General features: G+C 71.9%; 14 protein-coding genes. 10 read left to right on the top strand and 4 right to left on the bottom strand.

The window, feature by feature from the left end:
* Nucleotides 1-63: 63 nt before the first annotated feature.
* From BLT76_RS01240 to BLT76_RS01210, 7 genes are all read left to right on the top strand, one after another.
* The gene (locus BLT76_RS01240; RefSeq protein ID WP_090849952.1) at nucleotides 64-2,196 is read left to right on the top strand and encodes an MMPL family transporter; all 2,133 of its coding nucleotides are present in this window, start codon (nucleotides 64-66) and stop codon (nucleotides 2,194-2,196) included.
* Nucleotides 2,193-4,691 (top strand): bifunctional FO biosynthesis protein CofGH, encoded by a 2,499-nt coding sequence (locus BLT76_RS01235; protein ID WP_090849950.1) that lies wholly within the window; start codon nucleotides 2,193-2,195, stop codon nucleotides 4,689-4,691. Before BLT76_RS01240 ends, BLT76_RS01235 begins: the two co-directional genes overlap by 4 nt.
* 72 nt (nucleotides 4,692-4,763) lie before the next feature.
* Nucleotides 4,764-5,801 (top strand): mechanosensitive ion channel family protein, encoded by a 1,038-nt coding sequence (locus BLT76_RS01230; protein ID WP_090849948.1) that lies wholly within the window; start codon nucleotides 4,764-4,766, stop codon nucleotides 5,799-5,801.
* A gap of 183 nt (nucleotides 5,802-5,984) precedes the next feature.
* Nucleotides 5,985-7,079 carry a sugar ABC transporter substrate-binding protein gene (locus BLT76_RS01225; protein WP_244509202.1) on the top strand — a complete coding sequence of 365 codons (1,095 nt, stop codon included), beginning with the start codon at nucleotides 5,985-5,987 and terminating at the stop codon, nucleotides 7,077-7,079.
* A 132-nt stretch (nucleotides 7,080-7,211) separates the two neighbouring features.
* Nucleotides 7,212-7,988, top strand: coding sequence for an ATP-binding cassette domain-containing protein (locus BLT76_RS01220; protein ID WP_090849946.1), 777 nt, complete (start codon nucleotides 7,212-7,214; stop codon nucleotides 7,986-7,988).
* Between the two features lie 20 nt (nucleotides 7,989-8,008).
* On the top strand, nucleotides 8,009-9,283 hold the full coding sequence (locus BLT76_RS01215; RefSeq protein WP_090849944.1) for a sugar ABC transporter permease: 1,275 nt from the start codon (nucleotides 8,009-8,011) through the stop codon (nucleotides 9,281-9,283).
* Between the two features lie 21 nt (nucleotides 9,284-9,304).
* Nucleotides 9,305-10,531 (top strand): ROK family protein, encoded by a 1,227-nt coding sequence (locus BLT76_RS01210; RefSeq protein ID WP_090849942.1) that lies wholly within the window; start codon nucleotides 9,305-9,307, stop codon nucleotides 10,529-10,531.
* Here BLT76_RS01210 and BLT76_RS01205 read toward each other — a convergent pair.
* The 3 genes from BLT76_RS01205 to xylB are packed head-to-tail and all read right to left on the bottom strand — an operon-like array spanning nucleotide 10,514 to nucleotide 14,275.
* Nucleotides 10,514-11,728 carry an ROK family transcriptional regulator gene (locus BLT76_RS01205; RefSeq protein WP_090849940.1) on the bottom strand — a complete coding sequence of 405 codons (1,215 nt, stop codon included), beginning with the start codon at nucleotides 11,726-11,728 and terminating at the stop codon, nucleotides 10,514-10,516. The two genes, BLT76_RS01210 and BLT76_RS01205, sit on opposite strands and share 18 nt — an antisense overlap.
* A complete protein-coding gene (gene xylA / locus BLT76_RS01200) occupies nucleotides 11,718-12,884 on the bottom strand; it encodes a xylose isomerase (protein WP_090849938.1) in 1,167 nt (388 codons plus the stop codon). Before xylA ends, BLT76_RS01205 begins: the two co-directional genes overlap by 11 nt.
* 26 nt (nucleotides 12,885-12,910) lie before the next feature.
* Nucleotides 12,911-14,275 carry a xylulokinase gene (gene xylB / locus BLT76_RS01195; protein WP_090849936.1) on the bottom strand — a complete coding sequence of 455 codons (1,365 nt, stop codon included), beginning with the start codon at nucleotides 14,273-14,275 and terminating at the stop codon, nucleotides 12,911-12,913.
* 103 nt (nucleotides 14,276-14,378) lie between these two features.
* On the opposite strand from xylB, the gene BLT76_RS01190 reads away from it, so the two are divergent.
* A complete protein-coding gene (locus tag BLT76_RS01190; protein WP_090849933.1) occupies nucleotides 14,379-14,840 on the top strand; it encodes a DUF5709 domain-containing protein in 462 nt (153 codons plus the stop codon).
* A 24-nt stretch (nucleotides 14,841-14,864) separates the two neighbouring features.
* A complete protein-coding gene (locus BLT76_RS25540) occupies nucleotides 14,865-15,008 on the top strand; it encodes a GPGG-motif small membrane protein (RefSeq protein WP_170866893.1) in 144 nt (47 codons plus the stop codon).
* A gap of 53 nt (nucleotides 15,009-15,061) precedes the next feature.
* Here the strand turns inward: BLT76_RS25540 and BLT76_RS01185 are convergent, their stop codons facing one another.
* Nucleotides 15,062-15,460 carry a VOC family protein gene (locus tag BLT76_RS01185; RefSeq protein WP_090849932.1) on the bottom strand — a complete coding sequence of 133 codons (399 nt, stop codon included), beginning with the start codon at nucleotides 15,458-15,460 and terminating at the stop codon, nucleotides 15,062-15,064.
* Nucleotides 15,461-15,520: 60 nt separating this feature from the next.
* Here BLT76_RS01185 and BLT76_RS01180 point away from each other — a divergent pair, with 60 nt between their 5' ends.
* On the top strand, nucleotides 15,521-16,396 hold the full coding sequence (locus BLT76_RS01180; RefSeq protein ID WP_090849930.1) for a TIGR03619 family F420-dependent LLM class oxidoreductase: 876 nt from the start codon (nucleotides 15,521-15,523) through the stop codon (nucleotides 16,394-16,396).
* Nucleotides 16,397-16,460: the final 64 nt, after the last annotated feature.

Here is a 16,460-nt window from a genome sequence, read left to right as displayed (position 1 = left end):
CGGGTGGTCGGATCAGGGACATCCCCGATGTCCTCGATTCCCCCTCCCTGCTGGAGTCCCCCCATGCACCGTCAGATCGCCGGCCGACTCACGAGCCCGGTCACCAAGTGGATCGTCGTGGTCTTCTGGATCGCCATGTTCGCGGCCATGGGCTCACTGAGCTCGAAGCTGATCGACGTCCAGAACAACGAGGCGTCCTCGTGGCTGCCCGAGAGCGCCGAGTCGACCAAGGTCGCCGACGAGCTCTCGGCGACGATCGACCCCAACGACATCCCGACGCTGGTGGTCTACAACCGGGAGGGCGGCCTCACCGACGACGACCGCGCGGCGATCACCGAGCAGGCGGTCGAGCTCGGCGAGATCGACGGCGTCACCGGCGAGGTGCTGTCGGCCGAGGCCGCTGCGGCCGCCGGGTTCGGCGGCTACTCCGAGGACGGTGCGGTCGCCGTGACCTCGCTGACCTTCAACTTCGGCGCCAACGGCTGGAACGACATCCCCGACGCGGCCGACGAGATCCGGGACATCGCGGAGATCGACGGGGTCACGGTCCATCTCGCGGGCTTCGGGGGCCAGGCGGCCGACGCGGCCGAGTCCTTCGAGGGCATCGACACCAACCTGATCCTGATCACCCTGCTGGTCGTGATCGTGATCCTGCTCTTCACCTACCGCAGCCCGATCCTCTGGCTGCTGCCCATCATCAGCGCCGTCTTCGCCTACACGGTGTCCGGCGGGGTGGTCTACCTGCTCGCCAAGTACGCCGACCTGACCGTCAACGGCCAGAGCCAGTCCATCCTCGGGATCCTGGTCATCGGCGCCGGCACCGACTACGCGCTGCTGCTCGTCGCGCGCTACCGCGAGGAGCTGCGCCGGCACGAGGACCGGCACGAGGCGATGGCCTTCGCCCTGCACCGTGCGGCACCCGCGATCCTGGCGAGCGCCGCCACCGTCGTGGTCGGCCTGCTCTGCCTGGTCTTCGCCGACCTCAACTCGACCGCCGGTCTCGGCCCGGTGCTCGCGGTCGGGGTCGCGATCACGTTCCTGGTGATGGTCACCCTGCTGCCGGCCCTGCTGGTCATCGTCGGCCGCTGGGTGTTCTGGCCCAAACGCCCCACCTTCGGCTCGGACGAGCCGAACACGACCGGCTTCTGGTCCCGGGTCGGCCAGCGGATCGACCGTCGCCCCCGCCGGGTCTGGGTCGTCACGGCCGGCCTGCTGGCCATCGCCTGCCTCGGGCTCTTCCGCCTCGACGCGTCCGGCCTGTCGACGGAGGACACGTACACGAAGGAGTTCGACTCCATCAAGGGCCAGAAGGTGCTGGTCGAGCACGGCATGGTCGACAACTCCAACACCGTGCAGGTCGTCACCAACACCGAGGCAGCGGGCGCCGTCAGCGAGGCCCTCGGCACCGTCGACGGACTCGGCACGCCGCTCGAGCCGAAGCCGGTCTCCGACACCCGGGTGTACGTCGAGGCCACGATCGACGCCGACATCTCCTCGACCGCCGCCTTCGACATCGTCGAGGCCACCCGGGACGCGGTGCACGGGGTCGACGGCGCCGATGCCCTGGTGGGTGGCGGCTCCGCCTTCTACCTCGACACCAAGGTGGCCTCCAACCGCGACAACGTGGTGATCATCCCGATCGTGCTCGTGGTGGTCTTCCTGATCTTGGTCCTGCTGCTGCGGGCGCTGCTGGCTCCGCTCCTGCTGATGCTGACGGTGGTGCTGTCGTTCGGGGCGGCGCTCGGGATCTCCGCGCTGCTGTTCGAGTACGTCTTCGGCTTCGCCGGCTCCGACCCGTCGTTCCCGCTGTTCACCTTCGTGTTCCTGGTCGCCCTGGGCATCGACTACAACATCTTCCTGATGACCCGGGTCCGGGAGGAGGCGGCGGTCCACGGCACCCGCCAGGGGTCGCTGATCGCGCTCGGCTCGACCGGTGGGGTCATCACGTCAGCCGGCCTGGTGCTCGCCGCGACCTTCCTGGTGCTCGGCACGATCCCGCTGGTCTTCCTGGCCGAGCTCGGCGTCGCGGTCGCCCTCGGCGTCCTGCTCGACACGATGATCGTGCGCTCGGTGCTGGTGACCGCGCTCAACCTCGATCTCGGGGGACGGATCTGGTGGCCCTCGTCGCTCGACCGGGGCCCAGTGACCGGTCCCTCACCCACGGACCAGGGCGGCGAGGCTAGCCTGACGAGGTGACGGACCGGCCCACTCCCCAGCAGGTACGACGAGCCCTGGCGCGGGCCGAGCGAGGGGCGGCCCTCGACGTACCGGAGGCGGCGGCGCTGCTCGCCGCCACCGGACCCGACCTGGAGCGACTGACCGCGGCGGCCGCCAAGGTGCGCGACGCGGGCCTGGTCGCGGCCGGACGGCCGGGGGTGGTGACGTACTCGCCGAAGGTGTTCATCCCGGTCACCAAGCTGTGCCGCGACAAGTGCCACTACTGCACCTTCGTGGAGACGCCGGGCCACGCGCGGCGCGAGGGCCGCGAGCCCTACCTCTCCCCCGACGAGATCCTCGAGATCGCCTCGCAGGGGGCGGTCCTGGGCTGCCTCGAGGCGCTGTTCACCCTGGGCGACCGCCCCGAGGACCGCTGGCCCGAGGCCCGCGAGTGGCTCGACGAGCGCGGCTACGACTCGACGCTGGCCTACGTCCGGGCGATGGCGATCCGGGTCCTGGAGGAGACCGGCCTGCTGCCGCACCTCAACCCCGGCGTCATGTCGTGGGAGGAGATGAACCGTCTCAAGCCCGTCTCCCCCTCGATGGGGATGATGCTGGAGACCACCTCGGCGCGGCTGTTCGAGACCAAGGGGCTGGCCCACTTCGGCTCGCCCGACAAGGACCCCGCCGTACGCCTGCGGGTGCTGGAGGACGCCGGTCGGCTCTCCATCCCGTTCACCACCGGGATCCTGGTCGGCATCGGCGAGACGCTCGAGGAGCGGGCCGAGACGATCTTCGCGCTCCGCGCGACCTCGAGGGCGTACGGCGCCGTGCAGGAGGTGATCGTCCAGAACTTCCGGGCCAAGCCCGACACCGCCATGCGGCACACCGACGACCTCGACCTCGACGAGTACCGCGCCGCGCTGGCCGTCACCCGCCTCGTCCTCGGCCCCAAGGCCCGGATGCAGGCACCACCCAACCTGGTCGACCTGGCCGAGTGCCGCGCGCTGCTCGACGCCGGCGTCGACGACTGGGGCGGCGTCTCGCCGCTGACCCCCGACCACGTGAACCCCGAGCGGCCCTGGCCCTCGCTGGAGCGGCTGCGCTCGATCACGGCGGAGTGCGGCTTCGACCTGCAGGCCCGGCTCACCGTGCACCCCGAGTACGTCCGCCAGGGCGAGCCGTGGCTCGACCCGCGCATCTCGGCCCACGTCGCCGCGCTCGCGACCGACGACGGACTGGCGCGGCCCGGCGTACGCCCGACGGGGCTGCCGTGGCAGGAGCCCGACGGCGGCTTCGCGAGCGTCGGACGCACCGACCTGTTCGCCGCCGTCGACACCGAGGGCCGCACCGACGACCGGCGCTCCGACTTCACCGACGTGTACGGCGACTGGGACTCGGTCAAGGACGCCGCGTCCGCGACCGGCGCTCCCGCCGTGCTGCACGCCGAGGGCCGCGAGGCGATGGCCGCCGCCGAGGCCGACCCCGGCAACCTCTCCGACGAGCACGCGCTGACCCTGATGACCGCCGAGGGCCCGCTCCTCGAGCAGGTCGTGAAGCTGGCCGACGCGCTGCGCCGGGAGACCGTGGGCGACGACGTGACCTACGTGGTGAACCGGAACATCAACTTCACCAACGTCTGCTACGTCGGCTGCCGCTTCTGCGCCTTCGCCCAGCGGCGCACCGACGCCGACGCCTACTCCCTGTCGTACGACGACGTCGCCGACCGGGCACAGGAGGCCTGGGAGCTCGGCGCGACCGAGGTCTGCATGCAGGGCGGCATCGATCCCGAGCTGCCCTCGACGGCGTACTTCGACCTGGTCGCGGCGGTGAAGCAGCGCGTCCCCGAGATGCACGTGCACGCCTTCTCGCCGATGGAGGTCGTCAACGGCACCGCCCGCACCGGGCTGTCCATCGAGGACTTCCTCATCAAGGCTCGCGAGGCCGGCCTCGGCTCACTGCCCGGCACCGCCGCCGAGATCCTCGACGACGAGGTCCGCTGGGTGCTCACCAAGGGCAAGCTGCCGACCCGCACCTGGATCGAGATCGTCTCCACCGCCCACCGGGTGGGCGTCCCCACGACCAGCACGATGATGTACGGCCACGTCGACAACCCGAAGCACTGGGTCGGCCACCTCCGGGTCCTGTCCCGGATCCAGGACGAGACCGGTGGGTTCACCGAGTTCGTGCCGCTGCCGTTCGTCCACACCAGCGCGCCGATCTACCTCGCCGGCGTGGCCCGCCCCGGCCCCACCCTGCGCGACAACCTCGCGGTGCACGCGATGGCCCGGATCCTGCTGCACGGCCGGATCCGCAACATCCAGACCTCCTGGGTCAAGCTCGGCGTCGACGGCACCCGCGCCATGCTGAACGCCGGCGCCAACGACCTCGGCGGCACCCTGATGGAGGAGACCATCTCCCGGATGGCCGGCTCCGAGCACGGCTCGGCCAAGACCGTCGCCGAGCTGATCGAGATCGGCAGCGGCATCGACCGACCCGTCCGCGAGCGCACCACGACGTACTCCCTCCGCTGAGGGCCTGTGGAGTGACCGACCGCACCGGGACGGGGCGCATCGGCGGGCGGTGACACGGGGACCGGTGGCCACATGGCTGTCTCTCCCGTGAACGCCCTGGTCGCCGCCGGCTCCGCGCTGGGCGGCGCACTCGTCCTGATCCTGGTGGTGCACCTGCTCGCCAAGGTGCTGGTACGACGGTGGCCGCCCGCCGACGAGCTGGTGCGTACGGCGAAGCTGCCGTTCCGGGCGCTCGTGCTGATCCTGGCGGTGAACGGCTGGGTCGCAGGAGTCCGTCCGCACGACGGCGGGGACCTCTGGTGGGACGCCGCCGGCCTGGGCTGCCGCGTCCTGGCGATCTCGGCCGGCGCCTGGCTGCTCGCGGCCGCGCTGCTGTTCGTCGAGGACCTCGGGATGGGCCGGGCGCGCACCGACACCCGCGACAACCGGGTGGCCCGCCGGGTCCGCACCCAGGTGCTGATCATCCGGCGGCTCACAGTCGCCGCGGTCGTCGTGATGGCGGTGGGGGCGATCCTGCTCAGCTTCCCCGGCGTCCGGGCGGTCGGCGCGAGCGTGCTGGCCTCGGCCGGCCTGATCTCCGTGGTCGCGGCGCTGGCCGCCCAGTCGACGCTGGCCAACGTCTTCGCCGGCCTCCAGCTCGCGTTCAACGACGCGATCAAGATCGACGACGTCGTGATCGTCGAGGAGGAGTGGGGCTGGATCGAGGAGATCACGCTGAGCTACGTCGTCGTACGGCTCTGGGACGACCGGCGGCTGATCCTGCCGTGCACCTACTTCACGACGACGCCGTTCCAGAACTGGACCCGGCGCAACTCCGAGCTGCTGGGCGCGGTCGAGCTGGACCTGGACTGGGACGTCGACACCGACGCCCTGCGGCTCGAGCTCGACCGGATCATGGCGACGGCCGACCTCTGGGACGGCCGGGTCGCGCACTTCCAGGTCGTCGACGCGGTCGGCGGCTACGTCCGGGTCCGGGTGCTGCTCACCGCCGTCGACGCCCCGACCCTGTTCGACCTGCGCTGCCACGTCCGCGAGGCGCTGGTCCGGTGGCTGCGGACCGAGGCCCCGCAGGGCCTCCCCCGCCAGCGTCTCCGGATCGACCCGTCCTGAGCGTGGTCGCGCGTCGTTCGTCAAGGGTCGTACGGACCGCTTGGTAACAGATCGGAAACGTCGCTCGTCACAGGTAGACGTGACTGCAGTCACCTCATATGTTGTGGCGCACAACAAACGCGCGGCGAACCTCCGACGGACGGACGGGCGGGCGCGGTCGAAAATCGCAAGGAGGCGGTTCGCGTGAAGCGAAAGCACAGCTTGGCCATCGTCGGGATGCTCGGCGTGGCGATGTCCCTCACCGCATGTGGGGACGACTCGTCGTCCGGCAGCGGTGGCGGCTCGGGCAACGAGGGTGGGTCTGAGGTCGGCAAGGTCGGCGTCATCCTGCCCGACACGGAGTCGTCGGTCCGCTGGGAGAGCGCGGACCGGCCGGCCCTCGAGGCGGCCTTCAAGGCGGCCGGCGTCGAGGCCGACATCCAGAACGCCGGCGGCGACGCCGAGCGGATGACCCAGATCGCCGACACCATGATCGGCGACGGCGTCACCGTCCTGGCCATCGTCAACCTCGACTCCGAGTCGGGCGCGGCGATCCAGGAGAAGGCCAAGGCGGCCGGCGTGGCCACCATCGACTACGACCGCCTGACCCTGGGCGGCACGGCCGAGTACTACGTCTCGTTCGACAACACCGTCGTCGGCGAGCTGCAGGGCCAGGGCCTGGCCGACTGCCTGGGCGACAAGGACGCGAACATCGTCTACCTGAACGGGTCGCCCACGGACAACAACGCGACCCTGTTCGCGGAGGGCGCCCACAGCGTCCTCGACGCCAAGACCAACTACACGGTCGTCGGCGAGCAGGCCGTCCCGGACTGGGACAACGAGCAGGCGGCCACGATCTTCCAGCAGCTCTACACCGCTGCTGACGGCAAGGTCGACGGCGTCCTCGCCGCCAACGACGGTCTCGGTGGCGCCGCCATCGGCATCCTCGAGGGCAACGGCCAGGCCGGCAAGGTCCCGGTCACGGGTCAGGACGCCACGGTCGAGGGTCTGCAGAACGTCCTCGCCGGCACGCAGTGCATGACGGTCTACAAGTCCGCCACGCAGGAGGCCGGCGCGCTGGCCGAGGTCGCCATCGCCCTGGCCAAGGGCGAGGAGGCCGACGTCACCGGCACCACGGTCGACTCCTCGGACGACAGCGAGGTCCCCTCGATCCTGCTGGAGCCGCAGTCCATCACCAAGGACAACGTGAAGGACGTCATCGACGACGGTGGCCAGAAGGCCGCCGACGTCTGCACCGGCGACTTCGCCGCTCTCTGCACGGAGGCCGGGATCTCCTGATCCCCGCCGGGCAGGCCGCCGACCGGATCGGTCGGCGGCCTGCCTCCTTCCACGAGAGGCGCCTGGCTCGTACCCTCGGCCCGGGCGCCTTTCGTTCTTCCGAACAACAATTACTGAGGAGAGTGGGACCTCATGACACAACCGCTGCTCGAGCTGCGCGGGGTCAACAAGAGCTTCGGTGTGGTGCACGTCCTGCACGACGTCGATTTCGCCGTCTACCCGGGCCAGGTGACCGCCCTCGTCGGCGACAACGGCGCCGGCAAGTCCACCCTGGTCAAGATCATCGCCGGCATCTACGGCCGGGACACGGGCGACTACCTGTTCGACGGTGAGCAGGTCAACGTCCACGGTCCGCGCGACGTCGCGGACCTCGGCGTCGAGGTCGTCTACCAGGACCTCGCGCTGTGCGACAACCTCGACATCGTCGAGAACATGTTCCTCGGCCGCGAGCTGCGCTCGGGCATCGTGCTCGACGACAACGCGATGGAGGAGAAGGCGCGAGAGACCCTCGCCTCCCTGTCGGTCCGCACCGTGAAGTCGGTGCGCCAGAGCGTGGCCAGCCTCTCCGGCGGCCAGCGCCAGACCGTCGCCATCGCCAAGGCCGTGCTGTGGAACTCGAAGGTCGTGCTGCTGGACGAGCCGACCGCCGCCCTCGGTGTGGCCCAGACCCGCCAGGTCCTCGACCTGGTGCGCCGCCTCGCCGACCGCGGACTGGGCGTGGTGCTGATCTCGCACAACATGACCGACGTGCTCGAGGTCGCCGACCGCATCACTGCTCTCTACCTCGGCCGGGTCGCGGCCGACGTCTTCAAGGAAGACGTCAACCAGACCCAGATCGTCGAGCTCATCACGACCGGACGCTCCGGGGAGCTCGGCATCGCCGAGAACCCCGCGACCGCGACCGTCTGAGAAGGACCGGAGACCTCATCATGACCGTCGGATCCGACATCCCCGCGAAGACCGCCGACAGCGACTTCGCCAACGACAACCGCCAGGCCGCCACCATCGGCGACGCCGCGCGTGACTACCTCAACCGCCTCCGCGGCGGTGACATGGGCTCGCTCCCGGCCATCCTCGGCCTGGTCGTGCTCTTCGGCGTCTTCACGACGCTGCACGACCGGTTCCTCACCACCTACAACATGGCGAACCTGGTCATCCAGGCCAGCTCGATCATCGTGCTGGCCATGGGCATCGTCTTCGTCCTGCTGCTCGGCGAGATCGACCTCTCGGCCGGCGTCGCTGGCGGCGCCTCGGCGACGATCATCGCCCTGGTGATGATCGACTACGACTGGCCGTGGTGGGCGGCCACGATCGCCGGCATCGCCGCCGGTGCCGTGATCGGGTTCGTGATCGGCTCACTGGTCTCGTTCCTGGGCATCCCGTCCTTCGTGGTCACCCTGGCGTTCTTCCTCGCGCTCCAGGCGGTGCCGCTGAAGCTCATCGGCTCGGGCGGCTCGCTCCGGTTCGACGACTCGGTGCTGCGTGGCCTGTCGATCAAGAACATCCCCGTGACCGCCGGCTGGATCGCAGCCGGCCTCATCGTCGTCGGGTTCGCCGCCCTGTCGCTGTGGCGCTACCGGTCGCGCTCGGCGCGTGGCCTGGTCCACCAGCCGCTGGCCCTGGTCGTCATCCAGATCGTCGTCCTCGCCGCGATCGTCCTGGGCCTGACGGCGCTGCTCAGCGCCAACCGCGCCCCGAACCCGAACCTGTTCGAGATCTCCGGGATCCCGCGGGTGCTGCCGGTCGTCATCGCGCTGCTGCTGTTCTGGACCTTCGTGCTGACCCGGACCCGCTTCGGCCGACACCTGTACGCCGTCGGCGGCAACGCCGAGGCCGCGCGCCGCGCCGGCATCAACGTGACCCGGATCAAGATCAGCGCCTTCATGATCTGCACCGGCATGGCGGCGATCAGCGGCCTGCTGTCCGCGTCGTACACCGGCAAGGTCTCGCCGGGCTCCGGCGGCGGCAACGTGCTCCTGTACGCCGTCGCGGCGGCCGTCATCGGCGGCACCAGCCTCTTCGGTGGTCGCGGCCGGGCCATGGACGCGGTCATCGGCGGCCTGGTCATCGCGACCATCCCGAACGGTCTGGGTCTGCTCAACCAGGCGGCGTACATCAACTTCGTGGTGACCGGCGGCGTGCTGCTGCTCGCCGCGAGCGTCGACGCGATCTCGCGCCGCCGTCGCTCCGCAGCGGGCGTCTAGGGCGAGACCGGACCGATCACCATGAGCCGCCAACGGGCGGGCCTCGGCACCAACCAGGAGGCCGTGCGCCGCCACAACCTCGGGACCCTCCTGCGCCACGTGCACCGGGCGGGACACATCTCCCGCGCCGAGCTGACCAGCATGATGGGGCTGAACCGCAGCACCATCGCCGGGCTGGTCGCGGAGCTGGAGTCGCTCGGCGTCACCGAGCGCGCGCTGCCGGTCGGCGCGCGCCAGGGCGCCGGGCGACCCTCCGCGGGGGTCGCCCTGGCCGACAACGGCCCGTACGTCATCGCGGTCGACCTCGGGGTCGATCGCGCGGCGGTGGCCCGGGTCGGGCTGGGCGGCGTCGTCCAGCAGCGCACCGAGGCCCCCATCGACGGGGGCGGGGGCGAGGCCTGGCAGGTCGGCGCCTCGGTCGCCGCCCTGATCCGGGGCGTCGTCGAGGGCGCGCCGGCCGCCGCTCCCCTCGTCGGGATCGGCGTCAGCGTCCCGGGTCTGGTCCGGCGCAGCGACGGGCTGATCCGGCTGGCCCCGAACCTGGAGTGGCACGACGTCTCCTTCGGCAGCATCGTGCTGGCGGCGCTCGGCCTGGACATCCCCGTGTCGATCGCCAACGACGCCGACCTCGGCGCCCTCGCCGAGCACCAGCGCGGCGCCGGCGTCGGGATCGACGACCTCATCTACGTCTCCGGCAACGTCGGCGTCGGTGCCGGCGTGATCACCGGCGGCCACCGTCTCCAGGGCGCGGGCGGGTACGCCGGCGAGCTCGGCCACCTGCGCTTCAACCCGCAGGGCCGTCCCTGCCACTGCGGCAACCTCGGCTGCTGGGAGACCGAGGTCGGCGCGCACGCGATCGCCGAGGCGATCCACTGCCCCGCCGACAAGGTCGCCCAGCTCGGCGAGGTCCTCGGCGGCTTCGACAAGCCGACCCGCGAGCTGCGCGCCACCGGTACGGCGCTCGGCCACGGCCTGGCCAGCATCGTCAACGCCTTCAACCCGCGCCTGGTGGTCCTCGGCGGCTACTTCCGCTCGCTCTTCATGCTGGTGGGCGCCGAGGTCAACGCCGGTCTCGCCGACCGCGCGCTGCCCGCTCCCCTGGAGTCGGTCACCCTCGCGCTGCCGGGCCTGGGCGAGGACTCGGTGCTCCTCGGGGCGGCCGAGATCGCCTTCGAGCCGCTCTTCGTCGACCCGGTCGCCGCACTCGGCAACGCCCTGGTCGACGTGCGCTCACGCCTCGCCGGCTGAGGCCTCGCGCGCCGTCAGGTCGAGATCGCCGGCGAACACGTCCGCGAAGGCCTGCTCGGCCGCGCCCAGCGCGGCCGCCTGGATGCCGAGCGTGCTGAGCCGCAGCTCTGGCCGCACCTGGGCCGCCGACGCGAGTCGCCGGTCGAGGGTGGCCCGGGCGGGGGCCAGGACCAGCTCGCCGAGCGGCACGAAGTAGCCGCCGAGGACGACCACCTCCGGATCCAGCACGCCGGCCAGCATCGCCAGGCCGAGACCGACGTCCTCCCCCACCCGGGTCAGCACCGCCCGTACGCCGGGGTCGAGCGCCGCCCGCTCCGCGACCGCGGCGGCCGTCTCCAGCGGGGTGTCCAGCTCCGGCATGCCGACCGCCGCGAGCACCGCGTGCAGGCCGATCGAGGCCTCCCAGCAGCCCTGCCGCCCGCAGCCGCAGCGGGCCGAGGAGTCGCCGATCGGCATGTGGCCGACCTCCCCGGCAAACCCCGCTGCACCGCGGACCAGCTCGCCGCGGTCGACGATGCCGGCGCCGATGCCGACGGTGCCGGTGAGGTAGAGGGCGTGCTCGGCGCCGACCGCCGCGCCGTGGTGCGACTCGGCGTACGCCGCGCAGTTGGCGTCGTTCAGCACCCGGACCGGCGCGCCGACCAGGGCCTCGACCCCGTCGGCCAGGCCCGGGCCCTCGACGCCCAGGTTCGGCGCCCAGGCGACGGTGCGGTCGTCGCCCCGCACCAGCGCGGGTACGGCGACCGTCGCGCCGACCAGGACCTGCCCGGCGGCCCGGCAGCGGGCGGTGACGTCACGGGCCAGCCCGGTCAGGGCCGCCTCGTCGACGCCCCCGTCGAGGGCGACCGGGCGGGTCTCGGTGAGCCGCACCTGCCCGGCGAGGTCGAGCACGACCGCGGCGACGTAGTCGACGTTGAGCTCCAGGCCCAGGCCGACCCAGGGCTCGCCGCGCAGCGCCACCGGGCGCCCGGGCCGACCCCGGGCGCCGCTGCGGACCTCGCTCTCGGCGGAGGACTCGGTGACCGCCCCGGCCTCCTCCAGGCCGGCGACGATCACGCCGACCGTGGCCTTGGCGAGGGCGGTGCGCTGCGCCAGCTCGGCCCGGGTCGCGGGTCCGAGCTGGCGCAGGCTGCGGAGCACCAGCGCGGCGTTCTGCCGCCTCAGGCGCTCCGTGCTGGCCGGTCGGTCAGCGGACACCGTAGAGGTGCTCGAGGGCGAGCTGGTCGAGGTGCTCGACCGCGGCGCCCTGCTGGGCCAGGAGCTCGGGGTCCGGCAGCGGCCAGTCGAGCAGCTGCTGCCACCCCTCGCCCTCACCGAGCGTGGTCTGCGCCAGCTCGGGGAGCTTGGCGGCCGCCAGCGCGGCCTGGACCTCGGGGTCGGCGCGGAAGGCCTTCACCTTCTCGCGCAGGATGAGGTAGTTGCGCATGTTGGCCGCGGCCGAGACCCACACGCCGGCCTCGTCCTCGATGCGCGCCGGCTTGTAGTCGAAGTGGACCGGGCCGTCGTACCCGCCGGCGAGGAGGGTGTCGACCACCCAGAACGCGCCGCGGACGTTGCCGGCGCCGAAGCGCAGGTCCTGGTCGTACTTCGGGCCGTTCTGGCCGTTGAGGTCGATGTGGTAGAGCTTGCCGGCCCACAGCGCCTGGGCGTAGCCCGCCGCGGCGTTCATGCCGGCCATCTCCTCGTGCCCGATCTCCGGGTTGACGCCGACCAGCTCGGGCCGCTCCAGCTCGTTGATGAACGCGAGCGCGTGACCGATCGTCGGGAGCAGGATGTCGCCGCGGGGCTCGTTCGGCTTCGGCTCGATGGCGAAGCGGAGGTCGTAGCCCTTCTCGGTGACGTACTCGCCCAGGAGGTCGAAGGCCTCCTTCATCCGGTCCAGCGCGACCGCGGTGTCCTGCGAGGCGCCGTACTCCGCGCCCTCGCGGCCGCCCCAGGCGACGTACACCTTGGCGCCGAGCTCGGCGGCGAGGTCGACGTTGCGCATCACCTTGCGCAGCGCGAAGCGGCGGATGTCGCGGTCGTTGTTGGTGAAGCCGCCGGCCTTGAAGACCGGGTGGCTGAACAGGTTGGTGGTCGCGGTCGTGACCGCGAGACCGGTGTCGGCCAGGCCCTTCTTGAACCGCTCGATGATCGCGTCGCGGGTGGCGTCGTCGCTGCCGAAGGGGATCACGTCGTCGTCGTGGAAGTTCACGCCGTACGCGCCCAGCTCGGCGAGCTTCTCCAGCGCGTGGACGGTGTCCATCGGCGGGCGGGTCGCGCCGCCGAACGGGTCGACGCCCTGCCAGCCGACGGTCCAGAGACCGAAGGAGAACTTGTCCTCGGGCTGCGGCGTGGGGATCTCGATGGTCATGGTGGTGCCTCTCTTCGTTGAGCCGGTCAGGCGTCGCGCACGGCCGCGTAGGCCGTGCGTACGACGGGGGTGGGGTCTGCGGTGAGGGTCTCGGTGGCGGCCAGCTCCCAGTCGGGCAGCCGACCGGTCAGCGCCCAGGCGGCCTGGCGGGCGGCGCCGCGGGCGACGTACTCCCCGGCGGGCGGGAGGACGACCGGACGGCCGAGGACCGCCGGCGCCAGCGCGCGTACGGCGGCGCTGCGCGTCGCCCCGCCGACCATCAGGATCCGCCGCGGCTCCTGGCCGGTCGCCCCGACGACGAGATCGACGGCGTCGGCCAGCGAGCAGAGCAGCGCCTCGACGGCGGCGCGGGCGAGGTCCTCGCGGGTGGTGCGCGGGGTGAGCCCGACCCAGGTGCCGGTGGCGTCGGGCCGGTTCGGGGTGCGCTCGCCGCCGTAGTAGGGCAGCAGGGTGAGCCCGTTCGACCCGGCCGGCGCGGCGAGCGCGAGCGCGGCCAGCTCGTCGTGGTCGACGCCGAGCCAGCGGGCCTGCAGGTCGAGGATCTGGGCAGCGTTGATGGTGGTGGCCATCGGCAGGAAGCCGCCGGCGGCGTCGGCGAAGCCGGTGATCGCCCCGCTGCCGTCGGCGACCGGGACGGCGCTGATCGTGGACGCGACCCCGGAGGTGCCGATGGAGACCAGGACGTCGCCCGCCTCGAGGCCCATGCCGAGGGCGGCCGCGGCGTTGTCACCGGAGCCGGCCGCGACCGGCGCGCCGCCGGCGGTGTGCGCGGCGACGGCGTCGGGGGCGACCACGGTCGGCAGGCCGACGACGCGGCCGAGCGCGAGCTCGAGCAGGTCGGGACGCCACTCCCCAGCCGCGGTGGCGAAGTAGCCGGTGCCGGACGCGTCGCCGCGGTCGGTGAAGGCCGGGGTGCCCGGCGCCGAGAGGTGGCGCGAGACGTAGTCGTGGGGCAGCAGCACCTCGGCGACCCGGGCCGCGTTCTCGGGCTCGTGGTCGCGCAGCCAGCGCAGCTTGCTGGCGGTGAACGAGGCGACCATGACGCTGCCGATCGCGTCGGCGCAGGCCTGCGGGCCGCCCATCTCCCCGATCAGGTCGCGGGCGGCGCCGGCGCTGCGGGTGTCGTTCCAGAGCAGGGCGTCGCGGACCGGCTCGCCGGCCTCGTCGAGGGCGACCATGCCGTGCTGCTGGCCACCCACCGCGACCGCGTCGGCCCGCTCCAGCAGGCCGGCGGTGGCGGTGTCGAAGGCGGTCAGCCAGGCGCGCGGGTCGACCTCGGTGCCGGCGGGGTGCGGCGCCGTACGGCTGTCGACGACGGTGCCGTCGTCGGCATCGACGAGCAGGGCCTTGGTCGACTGCGTCGAGGAGTCGACGCCTAGGACGAGGGTCACACCTGCAATTAAGTACGAGACTCGAACTAAAGTCAAGGAGCGGGCATGACGCTCATGACGGCCGGGTACTCGACCGGACGGACACGACAGACGAGGAGGGACCATGACCCAGGGCGACAGCACCCCGGATCCGGCCGACCAGGAGACGTACGGCGACTACAGCGTCGACGACGAGGACCAGCCGGTCGCCGAGGACCAGCTCCTCGACCAGGACGTCGCGGACGAGGCCGACCGCGGGTACAGCCCGCCCGAGAGGTACTCCGCCGGCCAGGGCTACGGCAACACGCCCTGGGAGGAGGAGCACCGCGAGACCATCGACCAGCGCCTCGACCAGGAGGAGCCGGAGCCCGACCCGTACGACGAGAAGGTCACCGAGGACCTTCGCGACGGCGAGGTCGGCGATCGCCGTGCCGGCCGCCTGGTCGACCCCGACCAGGGCTTCGGCACCGACACCGAGTCCGACCTGGTCGGCGAGGACGTCGGCATCGACGGCGCCGCGGCGTCGGCCGAGGAGGCCGCCGTCCACATCGTCGAGGATCCCTCCTCCGACGACGACTACCGCTAGACCTCTACGACAGGAGCAACACTCATGGGCTTCATCCTCTGGATCATCGCCGTCATCCTGGTGATCGCGGGCATCTTCCAGCTCTTCAAGGGCGAAACCCTCTGGGGCATCGTGCTGATCATCGTCGGCTTCGCCGTCGGCCCGGGCGGCTACAGCATCTTCAAGTAGCGCCCGTTCCTCGATCGCCCGTCCGACCCCGTCGGGCGGGCGATCGTCATCTCTCAGTCCTCGGGCTCGTCGGCCAGCACGACCTCGACCTCGAACCCCTCGTCGTTCTCCAGGTAGAGCGCCGTGTGTCGGTCGCCCCCGGCGTGCGGGTAGCGGTCGGCGAACATCTCGTGCCAGCCGTGCGCGCTCGACTCGGCCCTCAGCCGGTCGAGGGTGCGGCGGTCGCCGACGTGCAGCGCGAGGTGGTTGACCCCCGGCCGCAGCCGGTCGTGCGGCTCGTCGGCCTGGTCGGGCGAGCGCTCCAGGAAGACGTAGGTGCCGTCCGGGTGCGCCCACGAGCGGACCGCCTCGTCGGCCTCCCAGCCCAGCTCCCCGAGCAGCCAGCCCCACTCCTCCGCAGCCAGGTCCGGGTCACTCACCCATAGGTCGAGGTGGTGCAGCGCGCGCATCATCGGCCCACCCTAAGTCCCGTCCGCCGCGCACGAAACGAGAACAGGTTCTAGTCTGACTCCGTGCGCTTCTCCATCAGTACGGCGTTCCTGCCGACCGACCAGCTGACGCCCATCGCCCGGGCGGCCGACGAGCTGGGCTACCACGCCCTGGCGATCCCCGACCACGTGGTCGACCTGGAGACGCTGAGCACGCCGTACCCCTATACGCCGGACGGGGCCCGCCGGTGGGACTTCTCCGCGGAGTGGCCCGACCCCTGGGTCCTGGTCGGCGCGCTCGCCGCCGTCACCACCCGACTGAGGTTCTTCACCTCGGTCTACGTGCCGGCGATGCGCAACCCGTTCCAGGTCGCGAAGTCGGTCGGCACCGCCGCCGTACTGTCCGGCAACCGGGTCGCGCTGGGGGTGGGCATCGGCTGGTGCGAGGAGGAGTTCGCGCTGCTCGAGGAGAACTTCCGCACCCGCGGCAAGCGCACCGACGAGGGCCTCGCCCTGGTCAAGGAGCTCTGGGAGCCCGGCTGGACCGAGTTCCACGGCGACTTCTACGACGCCCCGCGGCTGGTGATGGAGCCGACCCCGACCGAGCAGCCCCCGGTCTACGTCGGTGGCCTCTCCGAGATCGCCTTCGCCCGGGCCGCCCGGCACGACGGCTGGATCGGCGACATGTACAAGACCGACGAGGCCATCGGCTGGGCCACCCGGCTCGCCGAGGTGCGCGAGGAGAAGGGCGCGACCGGCGACTTCTCGGTCATCGTCGCCCTCACCGACGCGTTCCTGCCCGAGCACTTCGAGCGCGCCCGCGCCGGCGGCGTCACCGACTGCATGACCATGCCGTGGGCCTACTACTTCGGCCTGGACGCGAACGTCGACCAGAAGGTCGAGGGCATGGCCCGCTTCGCCGCCGACGTCATCGAGCCGCTCCGGGCAGCCACGGGCTGATTCGTCCGCTATCCGGACGCCGCGCAGCTGTAACGCGATGTTCGCCGCACTGGGGACGCGCTGC

It is taken from the genome of Nocardioides lianchengensis, assembly GCF_900101465.1.
In the GTDB taxonomy this organism is placed as follows: Bacteria; Actinomycetota; Actinomycetes; order Propionibacteriales; family Nocardioidaceae; genus Nocardioides; species Nocardioides lianchengensis.
Note: the sequence above shows the minus strand (reverse complement) of the source record. Positions and strands in the feature narration are given on the sequence as shown.

Bases quoted from the DNA above. Each gene is read 5' to 3' on its own strand.
- BLT76_RS01210 (WP_090849942.1), top strand. From the start codon at position 9,305: ATGAGCCGCCAACGGGCGGGCCTCGGCACCAACCAGGAGGCCGTGCGC.
- BLT76_RS01240 (WP_090849952.1), top strand. From the start codon at position 64: ATGCACCGTCAGATCGCCGGCCGACTCACGAGCCCGGTCACCAAGTGG.
- BLT76_RS01190 (WP_090849933.1), top strand. From the start codon at position 14,379: ATGACCCAGGGCGACAGCACCCCGGATCCGGCCGACCAGGAGACGTAC.
- BLT76_RS01215 (WP_090849944.1), top strand. From the start codon at position 8,009: ATGACCGTCGGATCCGACATCCCCGCGAAGACCGCCGACAGCGACTTC.
- BLT76_RS25540 (WP_170866893.1), top strand. From the start codon at position 14,865: ATGGGCTTCATCCTCTGGATCATCGCCGTCATCCTGGTGATCGCGGGC.
- BLT76_RS01230 (WP_090849948.1), top strand. From the start codon at position 4,764: ATGGCTGTCTCTCCCGTGAACGCCCTGGTCGCCGCCGGCTCCGCGCTG.
- xylA (WP_090849938.1), bottom strand. From the start codon at position 12,884: ATGACCATCGAGATCCCCACGCCGCAGCCCGAGGACAAGTTCTCCTTC.
- BLT76_RS01220 (WP_090849946.1), top strand. From the start codon at position 7,212: ATGACACAACCGCTGCTCGAGCTGCGCGGGGTCAACAAGAGCTTCGGT.
- BLT76_RS01185 (WP_090849932.1), bottom strand. From the start codon at position 15,460: ATGATGCGCGCGCTGCACCACCTCGACCTATGGGTGAGTGACCCGGAC.